Here is a 24,686-nt window from a genome sequence, read left to right as displayed (position 1 = left end):
GGTGGACCGGTAGGTTGCACGCATGATCGGACTGCCCGACACCATCACCGCCTGTCTGTTCGACCTGGACGGCGTGCTGACCGGGACGGCCGTGCTCCACCGCGAGGCGTGGAAGCGGACGTTCGACGAGTTCCTGCGCAAGCGGGACGGTGAGGCCTTCCAGGAGTTCACCGACCACGACTACGCGGCCCATGTGGACGGCCGGCCGCGCGCGGACGGCGTCCGCGAGTTCCTGCGCTCGCGGAGCATCGAGCTGCCCGAGGGCACCCCGGACGACGGCGTGGACGAACCGACCGTCAACGGCATCGGCAACCGCAAGAACGAACTGGTCCTCAAGATCATCGACGAGAAGGGCGTGAACCCGTACCCGGGCTCGGTGCGCTACCTCGAGCAGGCGCAGCGGGCCGGGCTGAAGATCGCGGTGGTCACCTCCTCGGCCAACGGCGCGAAGGTGCTCGACGCCGCCGACCTTTCCCGGTTCGTACAGGCCCGCGTCGACGGCCTGGTGATCCGCCGCGACGGCCTGCGCGGCAAGCCGGCCCCCGATTCGTTCCTCGAGGGCGCGAAGGAGCTCGGCGTACGACCCGAGCAGGCCGCGGTGTTCGAGGACGCGCAATCCGGCGTGCAGGCGGGCAAGGCCGGCGGTTTCGGCTACGTCGTGGGCGTCAACCGCGCGGACCAGGCCGGCGAACTGCGTGCGCACGGCGCGGACGTCGTGGTCGACGACCTCGCCGAACTGCTGGAGGGAACAGAGTGACGGAAACGGAATTCGGCTACGAGTGCGCACCGTGGGAGCTGCGGTGGCGCGGTCTGGACGTGGACGCGCTGCAGCGCACCGAATCGGCGTTCGCGCTGTCCAACGGGCACATCGGCATGCGCGGCACGCTGGAGGAGGGTGAGCCGTGCGGGCTGCCGGGCACCTACCTCAACGGGTTCTACGAACAGCACGAGCTGCCCTACGCCGAAGGCGGCTACGGCTATCCCGAAGAGGGCCAGACCGTCGTCAACGTGACCGACGGCAAGATCCTCCGGCTGCTCGTCGAGGACGAGCCGCTGGACATGCGCTACGGGGTGGCGACCGCGCACGACCGGGTGCTCGACTTCCGCTCCGGCACACTGCGCCGGGTCACCGAATGGTCCTCCCCCACCGGACGGCGGGTACGGGTCACCACCGAACGGCTGGTGTCGTTCACCCAGCGTGCGGTGGCGGCCATCCGGTACGACGTCGAGCCACTGGACGAGGACCTGCAGCTGGTGGTGCAGTCGGACCTGCTGGCGAACGAGCCGATCACGTCCGACACCCGGGACCCGCGGGTGGCCGCCGCGCTGGACGCGCCGCTGGTGGCGCAGTTCTGCCAGGCCATGGAGCACCACGCCGTGCTGGTGCACGAGACCCGGGCGTCCGGACTGCGTGTGGCCGCGGCGATGGACCACACGATCGAGGTGGACAACGGGCTGCGCACCCACATCCAGGCCGAGGGCGACCTCGCCCGGCTCACCGCCGCGGTGGACGTGCGCAAGGGCGGACGGCTGCGGATCACCAAGTTCCTCGCCTACGGCTGGTCCGCGCAGCGGTCCGTGCCGGCGCTGCGCGCGCAGGTGGAGGCCGCGCTGGCCGGCGGACGGCAGACCACGTGGGAAGGTCTGATCGCCGAGCAGCGGGAGTTCCTCGACCATTTCTGGGCCACGTCGGACATCGAGATCGACGGCGATCCGGAACTGCAGCAGGCCGTGCGGTTCGCGCTGTTCCACCTGCTGCAGGCCGGTGCCCGCGGCGAGACGCGGGCGATCGCCGGCAAGGGCCTCACCGGACCGGGCTACGACGGGCACGCGTTCTGGGACACCGAAACGTTCGTACTGCCGGTGCTGACCTACACCATGCCGGACGCGGCCCGTGACGCCCTCCGCTGGCGGCATTCCACTTTGGACAAGGCGAGGGCGCGGGCGGAGCAGCTGGGGCTGCGCGGCGCGGCGTTCCCGTGGCGGTCCATCAACGGGGCGGAATGCTCGGCGTACTGGCCCGCGGGGACCGCGGCGTTCCACGTCAGCGCGGACATCGCCGACGCGGTGCTGCGGTACGTCAACGCCACCGGCGACACCGACTTCGAACGCGCCTGTGGGACCGAACTGCTGGTCGAGACGGCCCGGTTGTGGGCCTCCCTCGGGCATTTCGACCACCACGGGCACTTCCGGATCGACGGCGTGACCGGCCCGGACGAGTACTCCGCGGTGGCAGACAACAACGTCTACACCAACCTGATGGCCCGGCGGAACCTGTCCGCCGCGGCCGAAGCGTGCGAACGGCACGCGGACATCGCCGCGCAGTTCGAGGTGGACACAGCGGAACTCGACTCGTGGCGCGCGGCCGCGGATGCGATGGCGTTGCCCTACGACCAGGAACTCGGCGTGCATCCGCAGTCGGAGGGTTTCCTGCAGCACGACGAGTGGGATTTCGCCGGCACCGCCGAGGAGTTCTACCCGCTGCTGCTGAACTACCCGTACTTCGACCTGTACCGCAAGCAGGTGGTGAAGCAGGCGGATCTCGTGCTGGCTCTGCACCTGTGCGGGGATTCCTTCAGCCCGGAGGAGAAGGCCCGCGATTTCGCCTACTACGAGGCGCGGACGGTGCGGGATTCGTCGCTGTCGGCGGGCACCCAGGCGGTGATCGCGGCCGAGGTCGGGCACGTGCAGCTGGCCTACGACTACCTGGCCGAGGCGGCGCTCACGGACCTGCACGACGTGCACAACAACGTGCGCAACGGCCTGCACATGGCGTCACTGGCGGGCGCGTGGCAGGGCGCGGTGGCCGGTTTCGGCGGCCTGCGCGACTACGGCGGTCAGCTGTCGTTCGCGCCGCGCCTGCCGGAAGAACTCGGCCGCCTGACTTTCCGCCTGACCTTCCGCGGCACCCGCTTCCAGGTCTCGATCGCCCCGGCCGAGGCGACCTACCAGGTCCTCGAAGGCCCCGCCCTGGACCTGATCCACCACGGCGAACGCTTCACGGTGACGACCGAACCCAGCACGCTGCCCGTCCCCACCCCGGCCGCGGGCCCACCCCCCAGCCAACCCCCGGGCCGCGGCCCCGCACGGCGAGATGCCTCGAAGGTCCGCCAGTTCATGAAGGGCACCTGAGGCACCGGGGCGCCACGGATCCCGGCGGGTGGCTACTCCGCTGCCCGGCATCCGGTGGGGCCTCGGTCCAGTGGGTAGTCGAGGTGCCGCTGGGCCAGGGCTTCGCTGGACCGACGGCGTCAGCTGGGCCGAGGACTCAGCTGCACTATCAGGTCCGGCTGACCGTGGTTTCCCACTACACCGAGATTTCACCCGCACAACGGGCTCCACTCGGACCACAGGCTCCGGCCGGATTGCGCGCTTGAGCCACACCACAGGCGCCGGCTGGGCCCCGCTTCAGCCGCATCACGGGCTCCGGAGGGGTTGCGCGCTTCAGCTGAGCCGCGGACTCCGGTCGAGCCGGACCGGACCGCCTCCGGCCCGGCGAGGCGTCTTGGCATGACTGGTCCGCTTCCGCCGGCAGCCGATCGTCGGCGGTCAGCTCGCCGGCGGCGTTTCGTCCGGCTTCGGGTGGCCGTGGTGCTCCACGGTGCCCGGTGGGGGCTCGACCTCCTCGGTGCGGGCCGGGGTCAGGTCGGGGCCGGGGGCGGTGGGGACCTCGCCGGTCAGGTCGTCCGTGGCGGGCAGGCCGGGGGTCTCGGGGCGCCGGCGGGGCCGCGTAAGGGGGTCGAGCCGGTCCTCGTCCTCGTCGTGCGGGTCACGGGGGAACAGGTCGCTGCGTGAAGTCATGGTCTCGGCTCCCCTCGTCCTTCCCGTCCGTGCCCAGGGATCACGCGGCCGGACGGGACTGCCGTTTTCCCGTGGTGCCATCGGTCAGGCGGTCCAGCAGGGTCAGCAGCAGGCCATCGCGCGTGGACCACGGGCAGATCGCCACGGTACCGCCCGAAACGGTCAGCAGGGCCTCGGCCACCACCGCACCGCCGAGGGCCTGCTGCGCCCGCTGGCGGGAAATGCCGGGCAGCTTCGCCCGGCGCGACGACGGCATGGCGGCCAGCCGCGGAATCCACGCCCGCAGATCGTCCAGGTGCAGCTCACGCTCCTTGCCCGGGCGGTCGCCGGCCAGGCGGGCCAGCTGCCGCAGCACCTTCGAGCAGCCCACGACACGGTGTTCGACCAGTTCGGCGGTAGCGTCGCTCAGCGCGTCGGTCACCTCGGCCAGGACGTGCTCACGCAGCGCACGGACCTGCTTGCCGCGCACCGGCGGCTCGGCCGGGAACCAGTCCCGGGTCACCGAACGAGCGCCGAGCGGCAGGGAGCGGGCGAACGTCGCCTGTTCGCCGGCGCCCGAGGAGAGTTCGACCGTGCCACCGCCGATGTCCAACGCCAGCAGCGGACCGGCCGCGGCGCCGTACCAGCGGCGCGCGCCGACGTAGGTCAGCTCCGCTTCCCTCCGGCCGGACAGGAACCGCAGCTCCACACCGGTGTCGCGCGCGACGCGGCGGACGACCTCCGCGGCGTTGGCCGCATCCCGGATCGAGGACGTGGCCAGCGGGAACACTTCCCGGACGCCGTGCTCCCGGGCGACCGCCATACCTTCGGCGACCGCGGCCGAGATCGCGCCGATGCCCCGAGCGCACAGCTGCCCCTCGTCGTTCAGCGAACGGTCGAGCCGCAACCGCGTCTGATGCGTCAACGCGGGATCCAGGGGCGACCCGCCGGGTTCGAGCACGACAAGCCTCGCGCTGAACGAACCGACGTCCAGCACGCCCACAGCGGGTCCCACGACTCTGCCCACGGTCCGGCCAACCTCACTTCCGCCCACGCCCCCGGATTCCCCGGTGAACCGTTCCTACACCCACCGGCACACCCGGTGCGGCGGGTTCACGGCTTTCGAACGGCGGCACAGGTCCAGCCGGTAAGGCTATCCGATCAGCTCCCGCAGCTGCGAAACCGCCGCGACACGGGCCTCCCGCCCGGGCAGCAGCGGGTTCACCACCAGGGTGCTCACCCCCGCCTCGGCGAACGCCGCCACCCGCTCCTTCACGTAGCTCGCGGGACCGACCAGCGAGATCGCCCGCAGCAGCTCCTCCGGTACGGCCGCGGCCGCCTCCTCCTTCTTGCCGTCGAGGTAGAGGTCCTGGATCCGCTTCGCTTCATCCTCGTAGCCGTAACGGGTCGCGAGCGTGTTGTAGAAGTTCTTGCCCCGTGCACCCATCCCGCCGACGTACAGCGCGACCATCGGCCGCAGGTGGTCGAGCAGGTGATCCACGTCCTCGCCGATGGCCAGCGCGGGACCGGCGAACACCTCCAGCTCGCCCAGCGCCGGATCCCGTTTGGCCTTGCCCTCGGCGAGCGCGGCACCCCAGACGTCCGCGGCCCGTTCGGGATGGAAGAAGATCGGCTCCCAGCCTTCGGCCAGCTCGGCGGTGAGCGCGACGTTCTTCGGCCCGAGCGCGGCCAGCAGGATCGGGATCCGCTCGCGCACCGGGTGGTTGATCAGCTTGAGCGGTTTGCCCAGCCCGGTACCCTGCTCGGCGGGCAGCGGGATGGTGTAGTGGCGGCCCTGGTGCTCCACCCGCTCGCGGCGCCACACCTGGCGGCAGATGTCCACGATCTCCCGGGTGCGGGCCAGCGGCGCGTCGTACTTCACGCCGTGGAACCCTTCGATCACCTGCGGCCCGGACGCGCCGAGGCCGAGCGTGAACCGGCCGCCGGACACGAAGTCCAGCCCGGCCGCGGTCATCGCGGTCAGGCTCGGCGTGCGGGTGTAGATCTGGAAGATGCCCGAGGCGAGCTGGACCCGCTCGGTCTTCGCCGCCAGGTACCCGAGCTGGCTGACCGCGTCGAAGCTGTAGGCCTCGGGCACGAACACGATGTCGAGCCCGGCCTTTTCGAGCTCGACCACGTCCGCGACGCTCTCCTCGAACCCGCCTGAGTAGTTGATGCCCGTGCCGATCCTCATCGATCCCTCATTCCGTGCCGGTCCGCCGGTCGTCCACAGTGACTAAGCGCGCGCTTATTATGGCCCGATCCGGGCCCGCGCGCTGCGGTGCACGTCACAGGGCCCCACCACCCACCGCGGGCAGGACCTCTCCGCGGACCTCCCCGAAGCCGATCCGCGCACCGTCCGGTCCGGGTGCGGTCGCGCCGAGCACGACCTCGTCGCCGTCCTCGAGGAACGTCCGGCTCGCACCGCCGCCGATCGCGAACGGTTCCCGCCCGCCCCAGCTCAGCTCCAGCAGCGAACCCCGCTGGTCCTTCTCCGGCCCGGTGACGGTGCCGGACGCGTACAGGTCACCGGTGCGCAGACTCGCGCCGTTGACCGTGAGGTGTGCCATCTGCTGGGCGGCGGTCCAGTAGTGCGTGGCGAACGGCGGGCTCGCCACCAGGTGCCCGTTGAGCCGGATCTCCAGCGACAGATCGAGCCCCCACGGTTCGGCCACCCGCAAGTACTCGAACGGCTCCGGCACCTGCGGCGGCGGCGCCACCCGCGCGTGCTCCAGCGCGGCGAGCGGCACGACCCACGGAGAAACGGACGTCGCGAACGACTTGCTCAGGAACGGACCGAGCGGCTGCGCCTCCCAGCCCTGCAGGTCCCGCGCCGACCAGTCGTTGACCAGGCACACGCCGAACACGTGCCGGCCGAACTCGCCGGCCGGCACCGGACGGCCGTGCTCGGACGGCACGCCGACCACGAACCCGACCTCCGCCTCGATGTCGAGCAGCTTCGACGGCCCGAACGAAGGAACCTCGGCCGCACGGGGTTTGCGCTGCCCGGACGGGCGCACCACCGGCGTACCGGACACGACGACGGTGCCCGCCCGGCCGTGGTAGCCGATCGGCAGGTGTTTCCAGTTCGGCGGCAGCTCGCCGGCGCCGAAGATCCGGCCGGCGTTGATCGCGTGCTGCTCGCTGGAGTAGAAGTCGACGTAGTCGGCGACCTCGAACGGCAGATGACTCGTGATCCCGACCCTTGGCACGAGGTGTGGCCGCACGCGGTCCGCGTGCCGCGGCTCGGTGAGCCATTCCCGCACCTGCTCGCGCACCTGCGCCCAGACCGACGGCCCCGCGGCCAGCAGCGGGTTGAGGACCCCGGCGGTGAGCAGCCCGGCGAAGGGCGCACCGGTCGCCCCGGCCGCGGCGGACAGGTCGAGGACCTGCTCCCCCACGGCGACCCCGACCCGGCGCCGCGGGTCGTCCCCGGTGGAGAACACCCCGTACGGGAGGTTGCCGAGGCCGAAAGGAGTGTCCCCGGCCAGTTCGAGCCAGCTCATCCGGCACTCGCTTCCTGGCGCGCGGCAACCCATTTCCCGACGAGAGTGTCCACAGCAGACAGCGGAAGCGCGCCGTGGCTGAGCACCACGTCGTGGAACTCGCGCAGGTCGAACCGGTCCCCGAGCGCACGCTCCGCCTCGCCGCGGACCCGCTCGATCTCCAGGCGCCCCACCATGTATCCGAGTGCCTGCCCGGGATTCGCCGCGTAACGGTCGATTTCCGCTTCGATCTCCAGCCGCACCATCGGCGTGTGCTCGACGAGGTAGTCCACCGCCTGCTGCCGGCTCCAGCCCAGCGCGTGCATTCCGGTGTCCACCACCAGCCGCCCGGCACGCATCGACTCCTGCATCAGCATGCCCAGCCGGGCGACGTCACCGGAGTACAGACCCATCTCGTCGGCCAGCCGCTCGGCGTAGAGACCCCAGCCTTCGGCGTAGGCGTTGAACAGCACGATCCGGCGCAGCAACGGCAGATCGGTCAGCTGCTGGGCGAACGAGATTTGGAAATGGTGCCCAGGAACGGCTTCGTGGAACGCGATCGCCTCACTCGCCTGCCGCGGCCGCGAACTCGCTTCATGGGTGTTGGCGTAGTACGTGCCCGGGCGTGACCCGTCCAGCGTGGACGGCAGATAGTACGCGATGGTGCCGCTCGCGGCATCCGATTCGGGCACCGGCGCCACCACGCACCGGGCCGCCGGAGTCCGCAGAAACCACTGCGGCGCCATAGCTTCCGCCCGGTCCACCGCCGCACGGGCGGCTTGGATCAGCTCCTCGCCGTCGCGCCAGCGCAGCGCCGGATCGGTGCGCAGACGGTCGAAGATCTCCGGCAACTCACGGGTGCCGAAGACCCGCTCACCGAGCGAGCGGTATTCCCCGGACTGGGCTTCGATCATCGCGAGCCCGGTGTCGTGCAGGTCCTGGGCGGTGCGGTCGGTGGTGGTCTCGGCGCGGATCAGGCCCTGGTACTTCTCCGCCCCGCCGGGCAGCAGGCCGATGCCGGGCTCGGTGTCCGGTTTCGCGACCGGCAGCACCTCCTCGGCGAGGAAGTCGCGGTAACGCCGGTAGGCCGGCCGCACGACCTCGGCGAGCAGCCGGTCGCGTTCCGCGGCGAAGCCCGCCACGTCGACCTCCGGCGTGATCCGCAGCGGATCCTCCCGCTCAGCGCCGAGATACCGCTCGACGTAGCGAATCCCGATCCGGACCAGGAACTCCGGCGGCACGAAGCCGTCGGCCGCCGCGGCCCGCTGGCTCTCGATCACCGCGTCCAGGTAGCCGCCGGCCGCGGCCAGCCGGCTCAGGTAACCGCGGGCCTTCTGCTCGTCGTCGGGCACCAGCTGGGGAAGGGTGAACAGCAGGAGCAGCGCGGGCGAGCTGAATCCGTCGCTCACCGCGAATCCGGCGAGCCTCGAATCGAGCGTGTCGAGCACGCCGCGGGAGTAGGCGAGGATGACCTCCCGCGTGAGGACCTCCTCGCCGTCCAGCCCGGCAGGATCGATCGCCTCGGCACGGCGCGCCAGTGCGCCGTAGGCGGCGCGGTACCGCTCGGCCGCGGCGAGACTCGGATCCGGCAGCTCACTGTGCTCACCGGGCAGTCCCCAGACCGTGCGCTCGAGCGGGTTGCGCTCGAAGTCGAGCTCCAGCAGCTCGTCGGCCAGTCCGTTGACCGTGTCACCGTGGCCGGCGACCCACTCCGCGACGACCGTGTCCAGCACCGACAACGGCAGCGAACCGGCGGACAGCACGGTGTCGTGGAAACCACGGATGTCGAACCGGCTGCCGAGCCGGCCCTCCGCGGCCGCCCGGATGCGCTGGATCTCCAGCCGCCCCACCAGATAGGCGAGCGCCTGCCCCGGGTAGCCGAGGTAGCGGTCCACCTCGGCTTCGATCTCCACGCGGGCCATCGGCGTGTGCTCGACGAGGTAGTCCACCGCCTGCTGCCGGCTCCAGCCCAGTGAGTGCATTCCCGTGTCCACCACCAGCCGCCCGGCCCGCATCGACTCCAGGGTGAGCATGCCCAGCCGGGACACGTCGCCGGAGTACAGGCCCATCTCGTCGGCCAGCCGCTCGGCGTAGAGACCCCAACCCTCGGCGTAGGCGGTGAAATCGTTGATCCGGCGCAGCAACGGGAGCTCGGTGAGGTCCAGTGCGGCGCTCAGCTGGAAGTGGTGGCCGGGGATCGCCTCGTGGAACGCGGTCGCCTCGGCGGTGTGCCGGAACCGCTCGGTGGCCTGGTGGGTGTTGGCGAAGTAGGTGCCCGGCCGCGATCCGTCCGTGGCGGGCCGGAGGTAGTAGGCGGGCGGCGCCCCCGGTGCGGCGTCTTCGGGCACGGCTTCGACGGTCCACGGGTGCCGCGGGATCTGCCCGAACCAGTTCGGCGCCTCCTCCTCTGCCCGGGTGATCGCGGCACGCGCGGTCTCCAGCAGCTCCTCGGCACTCGTCCAGCGCAGCTTCGGATCAGTACGCAGCCGCTCGAAGATCTCCGGCAGCTCACGCGTGCCGAACACCCGCTCGCCGAGCGCACGGTACTGCTCGGCCTGGCCCTCGATCACCGCCAGACCGGTGTCGTGCAGTTCCTGCGGGGTGCGGGCGCTGGTGGTGTGCACGCGCACCAGCCGGGCGTAGATCTCGTCGCCGCCGGGCAGCCAGGACACCCCCGCGCGCTCGTCCGGCCGGCCGTGCGGCAGAACCTCGGCTTCCAGGGCATCGCGGTACTCTCCGAAACCCGGGCGGACCACCTCGCGCAGCAGCTCCTCCCGCCGGCGGGCGAACTCCTCGTCCGGCGCGGGCTGGCGCCGCAGCGGATCGCTGTCCGGATCGGCGAGATAGCGGTCGAGGTGCGCGATCGCGCCCCTGACCAGCCGCTCGATCGGCAGCAGACCGGCTTCGATCCCCTCGCGGTGGCGCTGCGCGAACGCCCGCAGGTACTCGGGAATCGCCGCCAGCCTGCCCAGGTGCGCCTCGGCGGACGCGCCCGCGGTCACCGAGATCATCGGCAGCATGGTGAGCAGTCCACCGGCCGGCGCGATGAAGAGGTCGCTCACGGTGAACTCGGCGACCCGGCTGTCGATCCTGTCCAGCCATTCGCCGACCGAGCTGAGCAGCACCTCCCGGGTGACCCGGTCGGCCGCGCCGAGCCCCGCCGGATCGACCGCGCACACCCGCTCGTGCATCCCGGTCAGCCACTCGCGCTGCGCGGCCTCGCCCGCGGCACTCGGATCGCCGAGCCCCGGCGCATCCGGACGCACACCGGAAACCGCGGCGAAGAGCGGCTCGAAGTCGAACATTCCGCCGACGAACTCGTCGGCGAGGGCGGAGACGTCGGTCATGGGCTGCGGGCTCCTGCGTGGTTGCGATGACTCGACCGGCGCGGTGGCCCGATCGGCACCGCGGACCACCGGACGGTGGCCCGGCTGCGGTGCCCTGCCGACCCTAATGCAGGAGCGCCACGGGACGCCCGTATCCGGTGCGAGGTGGCCGTTCACATCAAGCGAACAGCGTCTTCCGGGGATGACTTCGGGGAGATCCCGGCGGGGTTCCGGGGAGTCTGGTAAGTCTTGAGGGCTCCAGAGACTGGGGGCTCCAGAGACTGGGGGGCTCCCGGGGGCTCGGGGGCTTGGCTGACTCCCGGGGAATCTCCGGCAGTTCCGAGGGCCTCGGGGAGTCTTGAGATATCTGGGCATGCGGCGGAACGCGTGGAGTGACTTCAGCAGCGTGGGCAGCTCCGGCAACGTGGGTGGCCCGGCAGCGTGGACGCCCACTGGGGAGCGGCTCGCCGGGGGTGCGGTCCGTCCGGGTGCCCGGGGTGGCGGACGGTAGCGTTGCCCGGGTGGCCGTGTCCGATCCTGCCGATGTCCGCCTGCTCGCCGCGCTGGCCGAGCTGGGCAAGACGGCCGTGCACGAGCTGGCCGCGAAGGTCGGGATGGACCCGCGCGAGGTGGCCTACCGGCTGGTCTCGCTGTCCGGGAGCGGGCTGCCGCTGCTCGTCGGAGTGGAGAGCGACCCGAACGGGCTGCGCGCGGCGATAGCGGGAGCGTCGGCGTCGTGGCACCAGCCGCCGTCCGGGGCGATGCCGGGGCCCGCGGGCAGAGCCGGGCCCGGGACGGCGCGTGCTCACGGTCCGGGCGCGCCGTGGGGGCAGGCCGGTGCGCCGGGGCAAGTTGCGCCGGGACAGGCAGTGTCCGGACAGGCAGCACCGGGGCAAGCGGTGCCGGGGCAGGCAGCACCAGGCCAAGCGATGCCGGGGCAGGCGCCGGACTCGGGTGCGATGGCCGGGCCAAGCGGGCCACACGGTGCCATGCCAGGGCGGGCCGGCGCAGCTTCGGCGATAGGACAAACCGGGGCGGCGGGACCACTGCCGGGATCGGCGCCGTCGAGCCGGGCGGGGCAGGCATCGGGCGGGAACTCCGTGACCGGTGGACCGGTCGGGCCTACGCAGGAAGTTTCGTCGGGTCCGTACGGGACACCGACGGGACCAGAACCGCGCGGCACACCGTCAGGCCTGTACGGGACACCATCGGGCCCGTACGCAGCACCGCCAGGCCCGTACGGGACACCATCCGGCCCGTACGCAGCACCGCCAGGCCCGTACGGGACGACGCCGGGACCGCACGGCGCTCCATCGAGTTCCTACGCGACACCACCCGGCCCTCACGGCACACAGTCAGGGCCCTACGCGACACCACACGACACATCCTCCGGCCCGTACGCAGCGTCGTCAGCGTCGTCAGCGGCGTACGGCGTTCAGGGTGGCTCCGGGCCCTACGGTGCGCCTGCCGCACCGGATTCGGTGGCCGGGATCTGGGGTGTGCCGCAGACCGCGTCGTGGGCGCGTGGGGACGAGCCGCGGCCCGCGGTGGCTGCCGGTGGGCGGCGCGGGCGGATCGGGGAGGCGCTGGAAACCCAGGGGCTGGAGGGCGAACAGCTCACCGTGCAGCTCCTGGAAGTGCAGGACCCGGCCGATTTTCTCTTCGGTGCGGCGGGATACCGGCTCGAGGAGGGCGAGCGCTCCGTCGTGGTGCACACCGAGATCACCAACCGGGGCACGGTTCCGTTCGCGTCGCTGCCGGACAACTACCTCGAGCTGGTCACCGACGACGGCGGGACGGTCGGCAAGGCACCGGTCTCCCTCACCTCCCGGCCACCGCACCGGATCGGCGTCCGGCCCGGCGAGACACTGGGCGGGCACACCGTGTACGTGCTCCCGGAGGCCACCCACGTGGTGGCGGTGCGCTGGAGTCCCCGGCCGGAACCCGACGACCGCACGCTCACCTGGTCGGTGCTCGGCTAAGCGTTCTCGTCGCGAAGGATCCGCAGGGCGTTCGCGAGGTCGTCCGGGTACTCCGCTTCGAACTCGACCCAGCGGCCGTCCGCGGGATGGGCGAAGCCGAGCGTCCGCGCGTGCAGCCACTGCCGCGAAAGGCCCAGTTTGCGCGCCAGCACCGGGTCCGCACCGTAAGTCAGATCCCCGGCACACGGATGCCGCAGCGCGGAGAAGTGCACGCGGATCTGGTGCGTACGCCCGGTTTCCAGCTTCACGTGCGCCAGTGACGCCGCGCGGAACGCTTCGACCACTTCATAGTGCGTGACGCTCGGCCGGCCCCCGGCCACGACGGCGAACTTGTAGTCGTGCCGCGGATGCCGGTCGATCGGCGCGTCGATGGTGCCGCGGGTCGGATCCGGGTGCCCCTGCACGATGGCGTGGTAGCCCTTGTCCACGGTGCGTTCCTTGAACGCCCGCTTCAGCACCGTGTACGCGTGCTCGCTCTTCGCCACCACCATCACGCCCGTGGTGCCCGCGTCGAGCCGGTGGACGACGCCCTGGCGTTCGGCGGCACCGGACGTGGCGATGCGCAGGCCGGCCGCGGCGAGTCCGCCGACGACGGTCGGGCCCGTCCAGCCGGGGCTCGGGTGCACCGCGACGCCGACCGGCTTGGCCAGCACGACGATGTCGTCGTCGTCGTGCAGGATCGCCATGCCCTCGACCGGTTCCGCGACGATCCCGGCCGGGCGGGCCGGCTCGGGCAGGGTCACCTCGAGCAGCCCGCCGGCCGCCAGCCGGTCGGATTTCCCGGCGGGGCGGCCGTCCAGCAGCACTTCGCCGGCCGCGGCGAGATCCGCCACCGCCGTGCGCGACAGGCCGAGCAGCTTGGCCAGCCCCGCGTCCACGCGCATCCCGTCGAGCCCGTCCGGCACGGGCAGCATGCGCGCGCTCACGCGGCGTCCTTCTTCGTGCGCGTGGAGGTGCCGTCGTAGTCCTTGCCGAGCAGGGACAGCAGCACGATCAGCGCACCGCCGACGCAGATCGCGGAGTCGGCGATGTTGAAGATCGCGAAGCCCTCGCCGTTGGGCGCGAAGGCGGAGATGAAGTCGACGACATGACCGCGCAGCGGGCCCGGCGCACGGAAGATGCGGTCGGTCAGGTTGCCGAGCGCTCCCGCGAGCACCAGGCCCAGCCCGATCGCCCAGCCGACCGAGCGCAGCCGGCGCGACAGCCAGATGATCGCCACCACCACGGCCGTGGCGACCAGCGCGAGCAACCACGTCATGCCGGTGGCCATGGAGAACGCGGCACCGGAATTGCGGATCACCTGCAGGTAGATCAGGCCGCCGAGGACACGCACCGGCTCCTTGCCCTCGATGTTGGCCGTGACCAGGTTCTTCGACACCAGGTCGATCACCCAGAGCACCACGGCGACGGCGAACACCAGGCCGATCCGCCGCTTGGGCAGGGCGGGCGCGGGAGCCGCGGACGCTTCCGGCTCCACCCCGCCAGGCTCGGACACAGCAGGTTCGGACCCCGCGGGTTCGCTCGCAGCGGACTCCGACACACCGGACTCGGGCACAGCGGGCTCGGGCACAGCGGGCTCGGACCCGTCCGGCACGGACACAGCAGGCTCGGACACGTCGGATTCGGACGAGGGCTCGGTGCTCACTCCCCCATTGTCCACGTCCTGCTCCGGGCGGGTCCCGGCACCGCCGTCAGACGCAGAACGGGGGCAGTTCGCGGGGGTCGCCGATCGGGGCCCAGCGGCCGTCGGCCTTCGCGTACTCCCAGCGGGCGCCGCGGGCGATGATCTGGCGCAGCGCGAGCAGGAGCCGGTCGATGTGCTCGGCGGTGCTGCCCAGCCCCAGGCTCACGCGTACCGCCTGCTGTCCCTCGGCGCCCACCTCGCGGATGAGCCGGCGCGTGGCCACGTGCGCGCAGAACGCGCCGTCACGGACCCCGATGCCGTACTCGGCCGACAGCACCGCGGCGAGCCAGCCAGGGTCGAACCCGTCGACCACGAAGCTCACCGTGCCGACGCGGTCCACCGGGGCGTCGAACAGCCGCAGTTCCGCACAGCCGGGCAGACCGGCAAGCCCCTTGCGCAACCGTTCGAGCAGCTCGGCCTCGTGCGCACCGACCGCGTCCCAGTTCGCGGCCAGCTGCGCGCAGGCGACACCCAGCGCGTACACACCGACGGTGTTCGGCGAACCGGCCTCGTGCCGCTCCGGCCCGGAATTCCAGACCACGGCGTCTTCGGTGACCAGCTTCGACGCACCGCCACCGGCGAGGTACGGATCGGCCGCGCGCAGCCAGTCGCTCCGGCCGATCAGCGCGCCGGCGCCGAACGGCGCGTAGAGCTTGTGCCCGGACAGCGCCACGTAGTCCACGTCGAGCTCACGCAGCGAGATCCGCCGGTGCGGCGCGAGCTGGGCGGCGTCCAGCGCCACCCGGGCGCCGTGTTCCCGCGCCACCGCGGCGATCTCGGCCACCGGCAGCAGCTCACCGGTCACATTGGACGCTCCGGCGACGACCACCAGCCGCGGCCCCTGCGGGCACGCCGCGAGTGCTTCGTCCACAACGGACACCGCGGCCAGCCGGGTGCGTGGCAGCCGCACCCGGCGCACGTTCGGGCCGCGCCACGGCAGCAGCGCGGCGTGGTGCTCGGTGTCGAACACGACCACGGAAGTCGTGCGCGGCAACGCTTTCGCCAGCAGGTTGAACGAGTCGGTGGTGTTGCGGGTGAACACCACGGTGTCGGTGCCGCGGGCGTCGACGAACCGGCGCAGCACGTCGCGGGTGCGCTCGTACAGCTTCGTGGAGACCTGGGAAGCGAAGCCCGCGCCGCGGTGGACGCTGGCATACCAGGGCAGGAATTCGTCGACCGCGGAGCGAACGGCGTCGAGACACGGCGCGCTGGCCGCGTGATCGAGGTTGGCGTACCCGATGTCTCCGCCGGTGACCAGCGGCACCCGCAGTGCGGCACCGGCCACCGGGGGAACCGGGGTTTCCGTGGTCGGTTCGAGTGCGAGAGTCATGACGCTGCCTCCTCGGCATTCCGGGGGACCCCGGCGAGGGGCCCGCGCTTGCCTGCCGCACTGCGCGACCGGCCCGGTCCTCACCCGGGGCACCCCACCGCGGTAGGAGGGTTGCCGGCCAGCAAGCCGGGGCTTCGCGCTGGCACTCATGACCTGACGACGAAGGTAACCGATCACCCGGCCGTGGCGCCAGTGCCGTCCCGTGATCTGAGACGTCCGTCACCGACTTCGTCCACAGTGGACGGCCGAAGGGTCAGCGGCCGGATTCCCCGCGCCAGCGCGCCAGCCGGCCGGCCCGGTCCACCGCGCGGATGCGCCGCTCGGTGGCCTCGCGCACGCGTTCGGTGGTGACCACGAGCAGCTGGTCGTTTTCCTGCAGCCGGCTCGTCTTCTGCGGGGTGAACCCGGCCCCCTCGCGGACCACGAGGCTGACCGTGGCACCCGTGGGCAACCGCAGTTCGGACAGGTACACGCCGTGCAGCTTCGAGCCTTTCTGGATGCGGACCTGCAGCAGCTCCGCGCCCAGCTCGTCGAGCGGGGCCGCGTCGACCTCGATCTCCTGGGGCTGCGCCGACCGGTCCAGCCGCAGCAGCCGGGCGAGCGGGCCGAGGGTGGAACCCTGCAGCAGAGTCAGCACGATGACGAGCACGAACACCGCGTCCACCAGCCGCTGCGCGCCCGGCACGCCCTGGGACAGCGGAATCATCGCCAGCACGATCGGCACCGCGCCGCGCAGCCCCGCCCAGGACAGGAACGCCTGGTCCCGCCAGGGCAGACGGAACGGGAGCAGGGACAGCGCCACCGACAGCGGCCGGGCGAGCAGCAGCACCACCGCGCCCGCGACGAGCCCCGGCACCAGTGCCTCGAGCAGCCGGCTCGGCGAGGCGAACAGGCCCAGCAGCACGAACAGGCCGATCTGCGCGAGCCAGCCCAGTCCCTCGGCGAAGGAGAGGGTGTCCGACCGGTGCGGCAACTTCGCGTTGCCGAGCACCAGCCCGGCGACGTAGGTGGCGAGCAGGCCGGAGGCGTGCGCGAGCTGCCCCGAGGAATAGGCGAGCACGCACACCGCGACCGTGGCGAGCGGGTAGAGACCGGTCGCCGGCAGTGCGGCCCGGCGCAGCGCCTGCGCGCCGAGCCAGCCGAACGCCAAGCCCAGCACCAACCCGACGGACAGTTCGTAAATCACCACCAGTGGCAGCGACCAGTCAACGGCTTCCCCCGACGCGAGCACCACCACCGCGATGTAGGCGGGTGCGTCGTTGATCCCGGACTCGAGCTCCAGCGTGCCGGACAGCTTGCGGCCGATCCCGGCCGAACGCAGCACGGAGAACACCGCCGCGGCGTCGGTGGAGGCGAGCACCGCGCCCCACAGCAAGGCCAGCCGCCAGTCGAGGCCGAGCAGCCAGTGCAGGGCGGCGCCGGTGACCGCGACACTGATCACCACGGCCACTGTGGACAGCGCGATTCCGGGCCCCAGCGAGGCTTTCACCGACGGCCACCGGGTGGTGAGCCCACCTTCGGTGAGGATCAGCACCAGCGCGGCCAGGCCGAGCGACTGGGTGAGCGACGGATTGTCGAAGTGGATGCCGAGACCGGACTCCCCGAGCGCGACGCCGATCGCGAGGTACAGCAGCAGCGAGGGAAACCCGAGCCGGATGGACACCCGGACCGCGAGCACGGAGGAGAGCAGGACCAGGCCGCCGATGCCGAGAAGCACGGGAAGTTCGTCCACGTCCGCCTCCCCTCCCGCGATCCCCAGTGCACCCAGGATAGTGGGAGGGCGGTGCGGCCACGCGCACCGGGCCGGACCGTCCTAACCGGACAGTGCGGTGCTCACCGCAGCTCGGCGACGAATTTCGCGCCGACGGCGACCGCCGGGCCGGAATCGTTCGCGCCCTCCAGGAAGACCGAGAACGCCACGTCGCCGCGATAGCCGACGAACCATCCGTGCGCCTCGGCCCCGTCGCCGAACTGCGCGGTGCCGGTCTTGCCGAAGACCGTGCCGGAGTGCGCGAGCCCGGTGGCGGTGCCGCCGGTGACCACCTCGCGCATCATCGTGCGCAGCGGCGCCAGCACCGAGCCGGACGGCGCGGAGTAGGGCGTGGTGACGGTGGTGCCGCCGTCCGCCCACAGCCGCGGTGTGATCGCGTGGCCACTCGCCACGGTCGCCGCCATGACCGCCGCACCGAACGGGCTGACCTGCACGGTGCCCTGGCCGATGCCGTCCTCGACCTGCTCGTCCGCGCTGCGCGGCGGGTCGACGCGGCCCAGTTCCGTGCTCAGGCCGGGAAGGTCGAAGTCCGCGTTGAGCCCGTACTGCCCGGCGGCCTTCACCAGCCCGTCGGAAGGCAGCTGCGAGGCAAGCCTGCCGAAGGTGGTGTTGCACGAGCGCGCGAAAGCGCGGTGCAGCGTGGTGGTGCCGAGGCCGAAGCCCTCGTTGGACAGCGTCCGCGTGCCGATCCGATCGGTGAGCGGACAGGCCACCGGCGAATCCACCGTGACCAGGCCGGCTTCGAGCGCGGCGGTCGCAGTGACGATCTTGAACGTGGAACCGGGGGCGTACTGGCCGCTGAAGGCCGACGCCGCGTTGTCCACCCTGCTGTTCTGCGCCACCGCCAGCACGTCGCCGCTGGAGGGCTGGAGCGCGACCAGTACGGCCTTGCCGCGGTAGCCGTCGACCGCGGACTGCGCGGCGGTCTGGACAGCCGTACTGACGCTGCTGGTCACCGGCTTGAGGGTGGCGCCGGTGTGCCCGAACAGGGTCTCGAGGTTCTTGCCGGAACTGTCCACTCGCTCCACCGCGAACGCGTCCCCGGACGACGACTGCGCGTGCGAGGTGAGCGCCGAACGCAGGAGCGGGAAAGCCTGGTCGTCGGCCGGGTGCAGACCGCCGGCCCCGGACAGCACGACCGGCTTGCCGTCGCGGTCGAGCACGGCCGGAACGTCCGAGGCCGCGGTGGCGGCCACCAGCCGCTGCCCGGCCTGCAGCTTCGGATGCACCACGGAGGGCGCCCAATGCACACGCCAGCCGTCCGGCCCACGAACGATGTCGAAGCTTCCCGGGTACGACCACACCCGGCCGGGCCCGAAGGTCCAGGTGAGTGTGTACGAGGCGGCCGCGCGCTCCCCCGCCGGTGTGCCGATCTTGTCCAGCTTCGCGCTGACCTCGCGAGGCTTAAGCGTGGACCAGACGTCGCGCACCGCGGACAGCGCGGCTTGCGGTGCGTCGGTCAGCGCGCTCGCGCTGTCCGCGTCGCCGGCGGCAAAGGCGGCGAGGTACCGGCGCGCCGCCGACCCGGGATCGACCGGCCCGGCCTGCGCACTCCGGCCCGGAGCCGGCGCCGGCGAACCACCGGCCAGCACCACGACGGCGGCCGCCACGATGGCGACCACAGCCAGCGCGCCCCCGATCAGGACGCCCTTCTTCGCGGCAGGACTCACCGGCGTCCCCTCCGGGCCCCGCGGCACACCCGCGCCCGGCCCAGCTTGCTCATCGCAAGCCGGCGCCGGGCGTTACCGGGAAGCAGGCCTCAGGCCTTCGCGACCGCCACGCGGACCTTCACACCCTCGCCCACGGTGCCCTCGAAGCCGTCGGTCACCTCGCCGTAGGACACGGCGGTGGCGAGCGTTTCCGCGGCGATGAACTGCTCGTGCTTGCGCGCCGCCGCTGCCACCCCGGCGGGCGCGTCGGCCACCAGGGTGATCCGGTCCGCGACGTCGAGACCGGCGTCCCGGCGGGCCTGCTGAACGACCCGGACGAGGTCGCGGGCCACGCCCTCGTCGGCCAGGTCCGCGGTGACCTCGGTGTCGAGCACGACCAGTCCGGTGCCGCCGGGCAGCTCCGCCGCCGCGCCGCCGCCCGCGGCGACCAGGCGCCGTTCGTACTCGCCCTCGGCCAGCTCGACCCCGGCCGCGACCACGGCGCCCGACTCGTTCGTGGTCCACTCCCCGGCCTTGACCGCCTTGATCACCTGCTGCACGGCCTTGCCCAGCCGCGGCCCGGAGGCCCGCGCGTTCACCGCCACCTCGAACGTGCCGTGCGCGGCGACGTCGGTGGTCAGCTCGACCGCCTTCACGTTCACCTCGTCGCGCAGGATGTCGGTGAACTCGCTCAGCGGCGCCACATCCTCGGCGTCCCCCACGGCCACCAGCAGCTTCGCCAGCGGCAGCCGCACCCGCAGCTTGTTCGCCTTGCGCAGCGCCAGCGCCGACGACGCCACCTGCCGCACTCGGTCCATCGCGGTGACCAGCGCCGCGTCCGCGGGCAGGTCGAGCGCGTTCGGCCAGTCGGTCAGGTGCACCGAGCGCGCACCGGTCAGGCCGCGCCACACCGTCTCGGTGGTGAGCGGCAGCAGCGGCGCGACGACCCGGCAGGTCACCTCCAGCACGGTGTGCAGCGTGTCGATCGCGTCCTGCTCGCCGACCCAGAACCGGTCCCGGGAGCGGCGGACGTACCAGTTGGTGAGCACCTCGAGGAAGTCCCGGACGGTCTGGCAGGCGCCCGCGATGTCGTAGCCGTCCAGCGCGGACTCGACGTCGGTGACCAGCTCGTGCGTCTTCGCCAGGACGTAGCGGTCGAGCAGATGCTTCGAATCCGTGCGCCAGACGCCCTGCTTGCCTTCGGCGTTCGCGTACAGCGCCAGGAAGTAGTACGAGTTCCACAGCGGCAGCACGGCCTGGCGCACCGCGTCCCGGATGCCCCGGTCGGTCACCACCAGGTTGCCGCCACGCAGGATCGGGCTCGCCATCAGGTACCAGCGCATGGCGTCCGAGCCGTCGCGTTCGAAAACCTCGTTGACGTCCGGGTAGTTGCGCAGCGATTTGGACATCTTCTGCCCGTCCGACCCGAGCACGATGCCGTGCGACACGCAGTTGCGGAACGCGGGCCGGTCGAACAACGCGGTGGCCAGCACGTGCAGCAGGTAGAACCAGCCGCGGGTCTGGCCGATGTACTCCACGATGAAGTCGCTCGGGTAGTGGTGCTCGAACCAGTCGGCGTTCTCGAACGGGTAGTGCACCTGGGCGTAGGGCATCGAGCCGGAGTCGAACCACACGTCCAGCACGTCCTCGACCCGGCGCATGGTGGAGCGCCCGGTCGGGTCGTCCGGATTGGGCCGGGTCAGCTCGTCGATGTGGGGACGGTGCAGATTGTCCAGCCGCACGCCGAAATCACGCTCCAGCTCGGCGAGCGAGCCGTACACGTCGATGCGCGGGTGGGCCGGGTCGTCCGAGCGCCACACCGGGATCGGCGAGCCCCAGTACCGGTTGCGCGAGATCGACCAGTCCCGCGCGTTCTCCAGCCACTTGCCGAACTGGCCGTCCTTGACGTTCTCCGGGTACCAGGTGATCTGCTGGTTCAGCTCGATCATCCGGTCCTTGAACTGGGTGACCGCGACGAACCAGGACGACACCGCGCGGTAGATCAGCGGATTGCGGCAGCGCCAGCAGTGCGGGTACGGGTGTTCGTAGGTCTCGTGCCGCAGCAGCAGCGCACCCTGGCGGGCCGCGGAACCGGTGCCGTTCTTGAGGTCGCGAATGATGTTCGGGTTCGCGTCGAAGACCAGCTGGCCCTCGTAGTCCGGCACGGTGGCGTCGAAGCGCCCCTGCGCGTTCACCGGCGTTACGGGGGTGATCCCGGCCGCGTCGGTGACGACCTTGTCCTCTTCACCGTAGGCGGGCGCGATGTGGACGACGCCGGTGCCGTCCTCGGTGGTGACGTAGTCCGCGGACAGCACGCGGTGCGCGTTCTCCGTGCCGGTGAAGTACGGAAACGGTGGGGCGTAACGGGTTCCGAGCAGTTCGCCGCCGGTGTACCGGGCGACGACGGCGGGCTCCTCGCCCAGCTCGCGCGCATAGGCGGCCACGCGGGCCTCGGCGAGCAGGAACCGCTCGCCGGGGAAGTTCTCGCTCTCCACCACGACGTAGCGCACCTCGGGGTGCACCGCGGTGGCCAGGTTCGACGGCAGCGTCCACGGCGTCGTCGTCCAGATCAGCAGGTAAGTGCCGTCGAGCTCGTTCCCGTTGCCCTGCAGGCGGTATCCCACCGTGACCGCGGGATCCTGGCGGGTCCGGTAGACGTCGTCGTCCATCCGCAGCTCGTGGTTGGACAGCGGGGTCTCGTCGCGCCAGCAGTAGGGCAGCACGCGGTAGCCCTCGTACACCAGACCCTTGTCCCACAGCTGTTTGAACGCCCAGATCACCGACTCCATATAGGACACGTCGAGCGTCTTGTAGTCGTTTTCGAAGTCCACCCAGCGGGCCTGGCGGGTGACGTAGTCCTGCCATTCGTCGGTGTAGCGCAGCACGGCTTCGCGGGAGGCCGCGTTGAACTCGGCGATTCCCATCGCCTCGATCTCGGCCTTCTCCGTGATGCCGAGCTGGCGCATCGCCTCCAGTTCGGCGGGCAGCCCATGGGTGTCCCAGCCGAACCGGCGCTCGACACGGCGGCCCTTCATCGTCTGGTAACGCGGGACGATGTCCTTGACGTATCCGGTGAGCAGGTGCCCGTAGTGCGGCAGGCCGTTGGCGAAGGGCGGGCCGTCGTAGAAGACGTACTCGTTGTCCCCGCGCTCGCCCGCGGCGCGCGCGTCGATCGAGGACTGGAAGGTGCGGTCGGTCTCCCAGTACTCGAGGACGTGCTTCTCCAGCACGGGAAACGACGGCTGGGCCGGGACCGAAGCCTGCCCGTCCAGCGAAACCTGGGGGTACATCCGGGTGCTCCTCGCATTCGTCGCGCGCGTACGGGCGACCGGCCGGTCACCCGCACGGGGACGAGACGCTCGCGCGTCACGCGGTACCACCCCGCTTGCCCGGACAGCGCGCCCGGGCCTCTCGTTCGGCGGCGATGACGGGCCGCACCCGTCCGGTTCTACTGGGGGCCTGCGGCCCTGTTCTTCCGGAAGCTCCCCGGTGATGGCCGGATCGACGCTGTGGTCTCACCAGGTTAACCCGCTGCCACGGACGGGTTCCGCGAGCCCCGGCGGCGCGTGCACACCACCGCCAGAACCACGCCCGCCAGCCACAGTCCCGCGGCGAGTGAGCCGAGCAGGTGCAGGCCGTGCACGAATCGTACGGGCGCGTCCGGTTCCCCGGTCACCGCACCGAACACCGCCACGCCGAGCGCACCTCCGGCCTGCCGGGCGGCGTTGTTCATCCCCCCGGCGATGCCCGCCCGCCCGGCCGGCGCGCCGTCGACCGCGGCCGTCACCACCGCGGCGGTCAGCAGGCCCATTCCGAGGCCCAGCCCGAGCAACGTCGGCAGCACCTCGGCGTACCCGCCGGACGGGGCCAGGCGCAGCAGGTTCAGCATGCCGAGTGCACCGAGGACGAGTCCGGCGAGCATCGGCGGAAGCGGGCCGAACCGCGCGGTGAGCCTGCCGCTCACCGGACCCAGTACCGCCAGCGGGACGAACAACGGGAGCAGACCGGCCGCGGCGTTCATCGGCGTGGCCCGCAGGACACCCTGGAGATACAGCGTGAGCACCAGGATCGAGCCGAGACCGACGAAGTTCATCGCGGCGGACACCACGTTCGCGCCCGTGGTCTGCGGGGATCGCAGCAACGCCGGCGGGAGCATCGGCTGGGCGGACCGCCGTTCCACGACCACGAACGCCACCGCCGCAGCCACCGCGAGCAGCGCGACCGGGATCGTTCCGCCGATCACCGCGTACACCCCGGCCCCGAGGGCGACCGCCGCGCTCACCGCTCCGGGAACGTCGATGCGGCCCGGTTTCCGGACGTCCGGCGGCACCAGCCGGAGCGTCGCCACGGCGGCCGCGGCGACGATCGGGACGTTGAGCCAGAACACCGGACGCCAGCCCACCGCGGTGACCAGCGCGCCGCCGAGCAGCGGGCCGGCCGGCAGCGCGAGAGCCGACGTGCCCGCCCAGATCCCGAGCGCACGGGCCCGTTCCCTGCGGCCACGGAACGTTCCGGTGAGCACCGCGAGCGTCCCCGGCAGCACCAGCGCGGCACCGATCCCCTGCGCGACCCGGGCTCCGACCAGCCAGCCCGCCGACTGCGCCAGCCCGCACGCCGCGGAGGCGGCGCCGAACACGGTGAGCCCGGCGAGCACCACGCGGCGGTGACCGAGAACGTCACCGAGTGCTCCGCCGGTCAGCAACAGGGCAGCCAGCACCACGGAGTAGCCGTCGACCACCCACTGCAGGCCGGCGAGATCGGCGTGCAGCTGCGTGCCGAGCGTGGGAAGGACGACGTTGACGACCGTGACGTCGAGCTGCACCAGGAACATCCCGGCGCACAGGGTGAACAGGACCGCGGAGCGCATGCCTCCAGCAGACCCTGCGGACATTTCCGTCGCGGTGGAAGTGTCCACGGGGCATGCTGGGCACGTGCTGGAAGGAGACGCCGACATCGCGCGGACCGCGGCGCTGTTCGCCGACCCGGCCCGGGTGCGGGTGCTGCTCGCGCTGGGCGACGGCCGGTCACTCGCCGCCTCGGTGCTGGCGGGCGAGGCCGGGCTGTCCGCGCAAGGCGTGAGCGCGCATCTGGCGAAGCTGCGGGAGGCCGGGCTGGTGACCGCCGAACGTTCCGGCCGGCACCGGTTCTACCGGCTGGCCGGCGGGGCGCCGGAGCTGCTGGAGACCCTGGCGCGACATTCACCGGCCCGGCCGGTGCGCTCGTTGAAGGAAGGCACCCGCGCGGAGGCCCTGCGCACCGCCCGCACCTGCTACGACCACCTCGCCGGAAAGCTCGGTGTGATGATCACCACGGCGCTGCTGGAGCGCCGCGCACTGGTCACTGTGGATGGTGAGCCGACCACCCGCCGTCGCGAGCGGGACCGGATTTCCGCACCGCTGCGGGACCATCCGTACGAGCTGGGGCCACGAGCGTCCGAAGTGTTCGGTGCGCTCGGCGTGGATCTGGCCGCCGCGCGCGCGAACCGGCGTCCGCTGCTGCGTTTCTGCCTCGACTGGAGCGAGCAGCGCCACCACCTCGCCGGCGCACTCGGCGCGGCCCTCTCGGACCGTCTGCTCGCCGAGGGCTGGCTGCGCCGCCGCACGACCGCGCATCGCGCCGTCCAGGTGACCGAAGCCGGCCGCTCCGGACTTCGCGATGTTCTCGGCATCACCTGACGAC

General features: G+C 71.9%; 15 protein-coding genes, 2 pseudogenes and 1 riboswitch. Of the genes and pseudogenes, 5 read left to right on the top strand and 12 right to left on the bottom strand.

What is annotated here, in order from left to right:
• Positions 1 to 22 precede the first annotated feature (22 nt).
• Together BJY18_RS01515 and BJY18_RS01510 are read left to right on the top strand one after the other, a co-directional pair.
• Positions 23 to 757 (top strand): HAD family hydrolase, encoded by a 735-nt coding sequence (locus BJY18_RS01515; RefSeq protein WP_184777010.1) that lies wholly within the window; start codon positions 23 to 25, stop codon positions 755 to 757.
• On the top strand, positions 754 to 3,132 hold the full coding sequence (locus BJY18_RS01510) for a glycoside hydrolase family 65 protein (RefSeq protein ID WP_184777009.1): 2,379 nt from the start codon (positions 754 to 756) through the stop codon (positions 3,130 to 3,132). Before BJY18_RS01515 ends, BJY18_RS01510 begins: the two co-directional genes overlap by 4 nt.
• A gap of 417 nt (positions 3,133 to 3,549) precedes the next feature.
• Here BJY18_RS01510 and BJY18_RS01505 read toward each other — a convergent pair whose 3' ends face one another.
• From BJY18_RS01505 to BJY18_RS01485, 5 genes are all read right to left on the bottom strand, one after another.
• On the bottom strand, positions 3,550 to 3,801 hold the full coding sequence (locus tag BJY18_RS01505) for a hypothetical protein (protein WP_184777008.1): 252 nt from the start codon (positions 3,799 to 3,801) through the stop codon (positions 3,550 to 3,552).
• Between the two features lie 40 nt (positions 3,802 to 3,841).
• Positions 3,842 to 4,807 carry a Ppx/GppA phosphatase family protein gene (locus BJY18_RS01500; protein WP_184777007.1) on the bottom strand — a complete coding sequence of 322 codons (966 nt, stop codon included), beginning with the start codon at positions 4,805 to 4,807 and terminating at the stop codon, positions 3,842 to 3,844.
• A 126-nt stretch (positions 4,808 to 4,933) separates the two neighbouring features.
• Positions 4,934 to 5,974 (bottom strand): LLM class F420-dependent oxidoreductase, encoded by a 1,041-nt coding sequence (locus BJY18_RS01495; RefSeq protein ID WP_184777006.1) that lies wholly within the window; start codon positions 5,972 to 5,974, stop codon positions 4,934 to 4,936.
• A gap of 94 nt (positions 5,975 to 6,068) precedes the next feature.
• On the bottom strand, positions 6,069 to 7,286 hold the full coding sequence (gene fahA, locus BJY18_RS01490) for a fumarylacetoacetase (RefSeq protein WP_184777005.1): 1,218 nt from the start codon (positions 7,284 to 7,286) through the stop codon (positions 6,069 to 6,071).
• Complete coding sequence (locus tag BJY18_RS01485; RefSeq protein WP_184777004.1) at positions 7,283 to 10,612, bottom strand: DUF885 domain-containing protein; 3,330 nt, start codon at positions 10,610 to 10,612, stop codon at positions 7,283 to 7,285. The genes fahA and BJY18_RS01485 overlap by 4 nt, the downstream gene beginning before the upstream one ends.
• A 500-nt stretch (positions 10,613 to 11,112) precedes the next feature.
• On the opposite strand from BJY18_RS01485, the pseudogene BJY18_RS38225 reads away from it, so the two are divergent.
• Positions 11,113 to 11,332: pseudogene (locus BJY18_RS38225) on the top strand (Lrp/AsnC family transcriptional regulator); the annotation flags it as partial.
• A gap of 338 nt (positions 11,333 to 11,670) precedes the next feature.
• Positions 11,671 to 12,573: pseudogene (locus BJY18_RS36575) on the top strand (AsnC family protein); the annotation flags it as partial.
• On the opposite strand, the gene BJY18_RS01475 reads toward BJY18_RS36575, so the two are convergent.
• From BJY18_RS01475 to BJY18_RS01445, 7 genes are all read right to left on the bottom strand, one after another.
• A complete protein-coding gene (locus BJY18_RS01475; protein ID WP_184777003.1) occupies positions 12,570 to 13,499 on the bottom strand; it encodes an RluA family pseudouridine synthase in 930 nt (309 codons plus the stop codon). The pseudogene BJY18_RS36575 and the gene BJY18_RS01475 sit on opposite strands and share 4 nt — an antisense overlap.
• The gene (gene lspA, locus BJY18_RS01470) at positions 13,496 to 14,050 is read right to left on the bottom strand and encodes a signal peptidase II (protein ID WP_376774749.1); all 555 of its coding nucleotides are present in this window, start codon (positions 14,048 to 14,050) and stop codon (positions 13,496 to 13,498) included. The genes BJY18_RS01475 and lspA overlap by 4 nt, the downstream gene beginning before the upstream one ends.
• A 214-nt stretch (positions 14,051 to 14,264) precedes the next feature.
• Positions 14,265 to 15,587: an aminotransferase class V-fold PLP-dependent enzyme gene (locus BJY18_RS01465; RefSeq protein ID WP_184777002.1), complete on the bottom strand. Its 1,323-nt coding sequence runs from the start codon at positions 15,585 to 15,587 to the stop codon at positions 14,265 to 14,267.
• A 39-nt stretch (positions 15,588 to 15,626) separates the two neighbouring features.
• Positions 15,627 to 15,741: riboswitch (SAM riboswitch) on the bottom strand.
• A 99-nt stretch (positions 15,742 to 15,840) separates the two neighbouring features.
• Entirely contained in the window at positions 15,841 to 17,319 is a 1,479-nt protein-coding gene (locus tag BJY18_RS01460; protein WP_184777000.1) for a potassium/proton antiporter, read from the bottom strand.
• A 101-nt stretch (positions 17,320 to 17,420) separates the two neighbouring features.
• On the bottom strand, positions 17,421 to 19,028 hold the full coding sequence (locus BJY18_RS01455; protein WP_184776998.1) for a penicillin-binding transpeptidase domain-containing protein: 1,608 nt from the start codon (positions 19,026 to 19,028) through the stop codon (positions 17,421 to 17,423).
• An 89-nt stretch (positions 19,029 to 19,117) separates the two neighbouring features.
• Positions 19,118 to 22,297 (bottom strand): isoleucine--tRNA ligase, encoded by a 3,180-nt coding sequence (gene ileS, locus BJY18_RS01450; protein WP_184776996.1) that lies wholly within the window; start codon positions 22,295 to 22,297, stop codon positions 19,118 to 19,120.
• 233 nt (positions 22,298 to 22,530) lie between these two features.
• A complete protein-coding gene (locus BJY18_RS01445) occupies positions 22,531 to 23,874 on the bottom strand; it encodes an MFS transporter (protein WP_221457477.1) in 1,344 nt (447 codons plus the stop codon).
• A gap of 67 nt (positions 23,875 to 23,941) precedes the next feature.
• Here BJY18_RS01445 and BJY18_RS01440 point away from each other — a divergent pair, with 67 nt between their 5' ends.
• Positions 23,942 to 24,682: an ArsR/SmtB family transcription factor gene (locus BJY18_RS01440; protein WP_184784344.1), complete on the top strand. Its 741-nt coding sequence runs from the start codon at positions 23,942 to 23,944 to the stop codon at positions 24,680 to 24,682.
• Positions 24,683 to 24,686: the final 4 nt, after the last annotated feature.

The sequence above is a fragment of the Amycolatopsis jiangsuensis genome, assembly GCF_014204865.1.
In the GTDB taxonomy this organism is placed as follows: domain Bacteria; phylum Actinomycetota; class Actinomycetes; order Mycobacteriales; family Pseudonocardiaceae; genus Amycolatopsis; species Amycolatopsis jiangsuensis.
Note: the sequence above shows the minus strand (reverse complement) of the source record. Positions and strands in the feature narration are given on the sequence as shown.

Bases quoted from the DNA above. Each gene is read 5' to 3' on its own strand.
- BJY18_RS01465 (WP_184777002.1), bottom strand. From the start codon at position 15,587: ATGACTCTCGCACTCGAACCGACCACGGAAACCCCGGTTCCCCCGGTG.
- BJY18_RS01505 (WP_184777008.1), bottom strand. From the start codon at position 3,801: ATGACTTCACGCAGCGACCTGTTCCCCCGTGACCCGCACGACGAGGAC.
- BJY18_RS01485 (WP_184777004.1), bottom strand. From the start codon at position 10,612: ATGACCGACGTCTCCGCCCTCGCCGACGAGTTCGTCGGCGGAATGTTC.
- ileS (WP_184776996.1), bottom strand. From the start codon at position 22,297: ATGTACCCCCAGGTTTCGCTGGACGGGCAGGCTTCGGTCCCGGCCCAG.
- BJY18_RS01495 (WP_184777006.1), bottom strand. From the start codon at position 5,974: ATGAGGATCGGCACGGGCATCAACTACTCAGGCGGGTTCGAGGAGAGC.
- fahA (WP_184777005.1), bottom strand. From the start codon at position 7,286: ATGAGCTGGCTCGAACTGGCCGGGGACACTCCTTTCGGCCTCGGCAAC.
- BJY18_RS01445 (WP_221457477.1), bottom strand. From the start codon at position 23,874: ATGCGCTCCGCGGTCCTGTTCACCCTGTGCGCCGGGATGTTCCTGGTG.
- BJY18_RS01515 (WP_184777010.1), top strand. From the start codon at position 23: ATGATCGGACTGCCCGACACCATCACCGCCTGTCTGTTCGACCTGGAC.